Below are 6586 nucleotides of genomic sequence, written 5' to 3'. Positions count from 1 at the left end.
TCGGCCGTGGCCTGATCTGCCTGACCCTCACCCGCGAGCGCTGCGAACGCCTGCACCTGCCGCCCATGGCCTCGCGCAACGGCACGCAGCACGGTACGGCCTTCACCGTCTCCATCGAAGCGCGCATCGGCGTCACCACCGGCATCTCGGCCGCCGACCGCGCCCGCACCATCCAGGCCGCGGTGGCACGCGACGCGCAAGCCAGCGACCTGGTGCAGCCCGGCCACATCTTCCCGCTGCAAGCCAAGGACGGCGGCGTGCTCATGCGCGCCGGCCACACCGAAGCTGGCTGCGACCTGGCGGGCATGGCCGGCCTGAGCCCCGCCTCGGTGATCTGCGAGATCATGAAGGACGATGGCACCATGGCCCGTCTCCCCGATCTGGAGATCTTCGCCAAGGAACATGGCCTCAAGATCGGCACCATCGCCGACCTCATCGGCTACCGCAGCCGCAACGAAACCCTGATCGAACGCCTGAGCAGCCGCAAGCTCACCACCGCCCAGGGCGTGTTCGACTGCACGACCTTCCGCGACCGCACCGGCGGCGTCCACCTCGCCCTGAGCCACGGCGACATCCACACCGGCGACGAGGTGCTGGTACGCGTGCACGAGCCGCTCTCGGTGCTGGACCTGCTCGATGTGGGCACCTGCGGGCATTCGTGGCCGCTGCCCAAGGCCTTGCAGGCCGTGCAGGCCTCCGGCCGCGGTGTGGCCGTGCTGATGAACTGCGGCGACGACAGCAACTCGCTGCTCGCGCGCCTGGGTGCTCCGGTCGACACCGCCCCGGTGCGCGGCCAGATGGATCTGCGCACCTACGGCATCGGCGCGCAGATCCTGCGCGAGCTCGGCGTCACCAAGATGAAACTGCTGGGCAGCCCGCGGCGCATGCCGAGCATGACCGGCTACAGCCTCGAAGTCACCGGCTTCGTGGCCCCGGAACACTGAAGGAAACTCGTTCATGCAAGACGCTGACAAAGGCCAGGCCGCCGAGTTGGACGGCACCGATCTGCGCATCGGCATCGTCCAGGCGCGCTTCAACGAGAAGCTCACCACGCAGCTCGCGCAATCGTGCATCGCCGAGCTGGAGGCGCTGGGCGTCTCGGCCAAGTACATCACCCACGTGACCGTGCCCGGCGCACTCGAAGTGCCCGTGGCACTCAATGCCATGGCGCAAAGCGACCGCTTCGACGCGCTGATCGCGCTCGGCTGCATCATCCGCGGCGAGACCTACCACTTCGAGCTGGTCGCCAACGAGAGCGGTGCGGGCGTGAGCCGCGTGTCGCTGGACCATGAGCTGCCGGTGGCCAATGCCATCCTGACCGTCGAGAACGAAGCCCAGGCCTGGGCCCGCGCCGAAGAGAAGGGCCGCGACGCCGCCCGCGTGGCCGTCGAGATGGCCAACCTGCTGGAAGATCTTTCGTGACCGACGCCCCCAAGAAGCCCGCCGCCAAGACGCCGGGCAAAGCCACCAACAAGGCCGCGAAGCCGAAGTCCTCGCGCCGCCGCTCGCGCGAGTTCGCGGTGCAGGGCCTGTACGAATGGCTGCTTTCGGGCGGCGAGCCCGGCCTGATCGACGCCCACGTGCGCGAACAGGAAGGCTTCGACAAGTGCGACAGCGCGCACTTCGATGCGCTGCTGCACGGCTGCATCGCCGAAGCCGCCGACATCGACGCGGTGCTCACCCGCCACGTCGACCGCAAGACCAACGAGCTCTCGCCGGTGGAACACGGCGTGCTGATGATCGGCACCTACGAGCTCAAGCACTGCATCGACATTCCCTACAAGGTGGCCATCAACGAAGCCGTGGAGCTCGCCAAGAGCTTCGGCGGCACCGATGGCCACAAGTACGTGAACGGTGTGCTCGACAAGGCAGCGGTCGACCTGCGGCCGGTGGAGGTCGAGGCCTTCCGCGCTTCGCGCCGCTGATCTGCCTCGCGCGGTCCCCATGAAGCTTGCGAACAGGCTCGACCACATCGAGCCCTTCTATGTCATGGAGTGCGCCAAGGCGGCGTCCGAGATCGCCGCCAGCCCGGCATGCGACCCACGGCAGGGCGGCACGCCGATGATCTTCCTCAACATCGGCGAGCCCGACTTCACGGCCCCGCCGCTGGTGCAGGAGGCCGCCTTGCGCTGCCTCTCGCAGGGCCGCACGCAGTACACCCACGCCACCGGCCTGCCCGCCCTGCGCGAGGCACTGAGCCGCTGGTACGGCGAGCGTTTCGGCGTGGACGTGCCGGCCCGCCGCATCGTCATCACCGCCGGTGCCTCGGCCGCCCTGCAGCTCGCCTGCCTGGCGCTGGTCGACCGTGGCGACGAGGTGCTGATGCCCGACCCCAGCTACGCCTGCAACCGCCACTTCGTGGCCGCGGCCGACGGCGTGCCCGTGCTGCTGCCTTCGCCACCGGAACACCGCTTCCAGCTCGATGCCGCCGGTGTCGAGGCCGCGTGGACGGAACGCACGCGCGGCGTGCTGCTGGCGTCGCCCTCCAACCCCACCGGCACCTCGATTGCGCACGACGAGATGGGCCGCATCGCCCAGGCCGTGCGCCAACGCGGTGGCTTCACCCTCGTCGACGAGATTTACCTGGGCCTGAGCTTCGACGAAGCCTTCGGCCACAGCGCCTTGGCGCATGGCGACGACATCATCTCGATCAACAGCTTCTCCAAGTACTTCAGCATGACCGGCTGGCGCCTCGGCTGGCTGGTGGTCCCGGACGAACTGGTGCCGCCGGTGGAGAAGCTCGCGCAGAACCTCTACATCTGCGCTTCGGCCGTGGCCCAGCATGCGGCACTGGCCTGCTTCGAGCCCGAATCCATCGCCGAATACGAACGCCGCCGCCAGGAGTTCAAGGCCCGGCGCGACTTTCTCGTGCCCGCGCTCAACCAGCTCGGCCTCAACGTGCCGGTGATGCCCGATGGCGCCTTCTACGCCTGGGCCGACTGCTCGGCTCACTCGCCCAGCAGCTGGGACTTCGCCTTCGACCTGATGCACCGCGCGCACGTGGCCATCACTCCCGGCCGCGACTTCGGTCCCCATGCAGGCGAACGTTATGTGCGCTTCTCGTACGCCAGCTCCATGGCCAGCCTGCAGGAGTCGGTGCAGCGCCTGCGCAAAGCACTTGTCTCCTGAGTGCAAAACCTCACACCCTCTTTCGTGACGGGGTGTTACTAATGCGCGAACGCGGTGCTTTTTGGTGCCTGCGTGCACCCTCCTTGGACTAAGCTCGCACGATGGTGGTTGCTTACTGCCCCGCTGAATGACGAACCCAAGTTCCTCCATGTCCGGCCTCGCCCCAGAACCCGAACCGTCGCTCCCCGGACCGAACAGCCTGCCTGCGCCGGCTGACTCGGCCCCCTGGAGCGACACCGAGGAGATGGGCCTGCCCGCTCAGCCGGCCGCCACGTTCGACGCCAGCCCGCCCGCCAAGGGCGCTGACCAGCTGCCTACCATCGGCCACATCGGCCGCTATGCCCTCAAGTACCAGATCGGCGAAGGCGGCCTCGGCCGGGTGTATGCCGCGCACGACCCGCTGCTGTCGCGCCTGATCGCCATCAAGACCCTGAACCTCGAGATCGCTGCCGAAGAGCGCGAGTCGTTCAACGCCTTGTTCCTGAACGAGGCCCGTGCCGCCGGCGGCTTGAGCCACCCGCACATCGTCACCGTGTTCGACGCCGGTGTGAGCGAGCAAGGTGCCTACATCGCGATGGAGCTGCTCAAGGGCCGTGACCTGCGCCAGCTCCGCCTCGAAGGCTGGAAGCCCACGCCCACGCAGGCCGCGCTGATCGTGCGGCGGGTGTCCGATGCACTGGCCTACGCGCACTCCAAGGGCGTGGTCCACCGCGACATCAAGCCCGCCAACATCTTCATGGTCGGCCGCACGCAGCCGCGCGTGCTCGACTTCGGCATCGCCCGCGTCGCGCACCAGCACGAAGCGCAGGGCGAAGGTGACGTAGCCGGTGGCTCGCCGTACTACATGTCGCCCGAGCAGGTGCGCCACCAGCCGGTGGATCGTCGCTGCGACGTGTTCTCGCTCGGCGTGGTGCTCTACGAGCTGCTCACCGGCACGCGCCCGTTCCGCGGTACCTCGCTGAAGGAGATCACCGATGCGGTGGTCGAGTTCGACCCGCCCAAGGCGCATGAGGTCGACGCGAGCGTGCCCAAGGCCTTGTCCGACATCGCCGCACGGGCGATGGAGAAGAACCCCGAAGACCGCTACCGTTCGGCGCGCGCCCTGTCGCGCGAGTTGCGCCACTGGCTCGAAGAGCACGCCCAGGAAAGCAACGACGCGGCCGAAGAATCGCTGAAGGCCACCAAGCGCCCCATCGTCTGGGCCCTCGGCGCCGTGGCCGCGGTGTTCCTGGCGGCCGCAGCCTGGCTGGCATTCGCGCCGCACAACAGTGCCAGCGAGACCGCACACGCAGGCGCCGTACCTGCCGAGATCGCGCCGCCGCCTGCATCGGCCGTGGCACCGGTGGTGGTGGCAACAGGCCCATCCCCGGCAGAGATCGCGGCGTCCGCTGCCGCCGCGGCGTCTGCGGCCGCAGCGGCCTCCGCCGCCGAAGCCGCACGCGTTGCGCAAGCAGCCGCCGCCGCGCCCCTCGTGCTGGCCGAAACCCCCAAGCAGCGCCGTGCCCGTGAGGCCCGCGAACGCGAGAGCCGCCTGGCCGCCACGGGCGCCGGCGTCGTGGTGTCCACCGGCGTGCTGCGCATCGCGGTCAGCCCGTGGGGGCAGGTCGAGGTCGACGGCAAGGCGGTGGGCATCGCACCGCCTTTGAACGAACTCACGCTCTCCGAGGGCCGCCACACCATCACCATCCGCAACGACGAGTTCCCGCCCTTCAGTTCGAGCGTGAACATCGTGCCCGGCCAACCCGTCTCCCTCAAACACCGCTTCGGATCATGAGAACACTTCACGCGTTTGCGCTGGTTCCCTTTCTGACAGCAATGGTTGCCGGCTGTGCCACGCCGCCTGCGCCGGTGGGCTTGATGGACGTGATCTCCCGCCCGGCCGAGCGCGCGCTGCAAAGCGGCATCCGCGCCTATGACGACGCGCAGTACGTCGAAGCCGAGAAGCAGCTCAACCTGGCCCTGCAGACCGGCCTCGTCTCGCCGCGCGACCAGGCCGCCGCGCACAAGACCCTGGCCTTCGTCTACTGCACGAGCAACCGCGTCGTCGAATGCGAGGCGGAGTTCCGCGCCGCCAAAAAGTCCGACCCGAACTTCGCCCTGAGCAAGTCGGAGCAGGGACACCCCCTGTGGGGCCCGGTCTACAAGCGCGCGCAGTGAACCTGCGCTGAGCACGCGGCGATAATGCGCGAGGTGGCGGCACCGTCGCCGCCCGTTTCGCGCACATGACCGCACGCAGCCCCAACACCTTCGCGCACACCCTGCGCATCTACTGGGAAGACACCGACGCCGGCGGCGTGGTCTTCTACGCCAACTACCTCAAGTTCTTCGAGCGCGCCCGCACCGAGTGGCTGCGCTCGTTCGGCTACGCGCAGGAAGAACTGCGCACCACCACCGGCGCGATCTTCATCGTGTCGCAGACCTCCGTGCGCTACCTGCGCCCGGCGCGGCTCGACGACCTGCTCACTGTCACCGTCGACGTGCAGCACGCCGGCCAGGCCAGCATGAACATCGCCCAGGTCGCCTGGCGCGGTGACGAACGGCTGGCCGAAGGCGAAATCCGCATCGGCTGTGTGGACGCCCAGAGCTTCCGGCCGCGCCGCATCCCCGAACATCTGCTGCAGGCCATGACGGAACAAGTTCCGGGTTTGGCCCTCTCACCCACGGTTTCGCCGAAGAACAAGGGACACGCTGAATGAACCAAGACTTTTCCATCGTCAGCCTGGTGCTGCACGCGAGCTTCGTGGTGCAGATCGTCATGGCCGGCCTGCTGCTGGTCTCGCTGGCCAGCTGGACGGTGATCTTCGGCAAGCTCTTCGGCCTGAAGAAGGTGCGCGCCGTCAACGACGAGTTCGAGCGCGAGTTCTGGGCCGGCAAGAACCTCAACGACCTCTACAACGACGCCGGCCGGCGCGTTGAGGGCGCCCCCATGGAGCGCATCTTCGCCTCGGGCATGCGCGAGTTCCTGAAAATGCGCGAGCGCCGGGTGGCCGACGGGGGCATGCTGCTCGACGGTTCTCGCCGCGCCATGCGCGCGAGCTTCCAGCGCGAGCTCGACGTGGTCGAGGCCCACCTCTCCTTCCTGGCCACCGTGGGCTCGGTGTCGCCCTACGTGGGCCTGTTCGGCACGGTGTGGGGGATCATGCACGCCTTCATCGGCCTGTCGAACCTTCAGCAGGTGACGCTGGCCACGGTGGCGCCGGGCATCGCCGAAGCGCTGGTGGCCACGGCCATCGGGCTGTTCGCGGACATTCCCGCGGTCATCGCCTACAACCGCTTCGCGCGAGACATCGACCGCATCGCGATCCAGTCGGAGACCTTCATCGAGGAGTTCTCCAACATCCTCCAGCGCAACCTGGGCGCCCAGACGGCGACAGCGACCGCGTCCGGACACTGACATGCCCCAGGTCGCCCACCGAGGCCAGCGCCGCCGCGCCCTGAACGAGATCAACATGGTCCC

At 68.4% G+C, this 6586-nt stretch carries 8 protein-coding genes; all 8 read left to right on the top strand.

Annotated elements, in window-relative coordinates; genetic code table 11:
• Window positions 1–944: 3,4-dihydroxy-2-butanone-4-phosphate synthase (locus VFL64_RS04190; protein WP_489539130.1), on the top strand; the 944-nt coding region annotated here is incomplete at its 5' end.
• 13 nt (window positions 945–957) lie between these two features.
• Window positions 958–1422 carry a 6,7-dimethyl-8-ribityllumazine synthase gene (ribH, locus tag VFL64_RS04185; protein ID WP_489539129.1) on the top strand — a complete coding sequence of 155 codons (465 nt, stop codon included), beginning with the start codon at window positions 958–960 and terminating at the stop codon, window positions 1420–1422.
• Window positions 1419–1925, top strand: coding sequence for a transcription antitermination factor NusB (gene nusB / locus VFL64_RS04180; protein WP_489539128.1), 507 nt, complete (start codon window positions 1419–1421; stop codon window positions 1923–1925). Before ribH ends, nusB begins: the two co-directional genes overlap by 4 nt.
• Before the next feature lie 19 nt (window positions 1926–1944).
• Window positions 1945–3129: a pyridoxal phosphate-dependent aminotransferase gene (locus VFL64_RS04175; RefSeq protein ID WP_489539127.1), complete on the top strand. Its 1185-nt coding sequence runs from the start codon at window positions 1945–1947 to the stop codon at window positions 3127–3129.
• Between the two features lie 148 nt (window positions 3130–3277).
• The gene (locus tag VFL64_RS04170; RefSeq protein ID WP_489539126.1) at window positions 3278–4903 is read left to right on the top strand and encodes a serine/threonine-protein kinase; all 1626 of its coding nucleotides are present in this window, start codon (window positions 3278–3280) and stop codon (window positions 4901–4903) included.
• Complete coding sequence (locus VFL64_RS04165; RefSeq protein WP_489539125.1) at window positions 4900–5286, top strand: TssQ family T6SS-associated lipoprotein; 387 nt, start codon at window positions 4900–4902, stop codon at window positions 5284–5286. The genes VFL64_RS04170 and VFL64_RS04165 overlap by 4 nt, the downstream gene beginning before the upstream one ends.
• 65 nt (window positions 5287–5351) lie before the next feature.
• Window positions 5352–5825, top strand: a complete 474-nt coding sequence (gene ybgC / locus VFL64_RS04160; RefSeq protein WP_489539124.1) for a tol-pal system-associated acyl-CoA thioesterase — start codon at window positions 5352–5354, stop codon at window positions 5823–5825.
• Window positions 5822–6523 (top strand): protein TolQ, encoded by a 702-nt coding sequence (gene tolQ / locus VFL64_RS04155; protein WP_489539123.1) that lies wholly within the window; start codon window positions 5822–5824, stop codon window positions 6521–6523. Before ybgC ends, tolQ begins: the two co-directional genes overlap by 4 nt.
• Window positions 6524–6586 lie beyond the last annotated feature (63 nt).

This window comes from Rhizobacter sp. (genome assembly GCF_035702065.1).
GTDB lineage: Bacteria > Pseudomonadota > Gammaproteobacteria > Burkholderiales > Burkholderiaceae_C > Rhizobacter.
The sequence above is the reverse complement of the archived record's forward strand: the minus strand, read 5'-3'. Positions and strand labels throughout refer to the sequence as shown.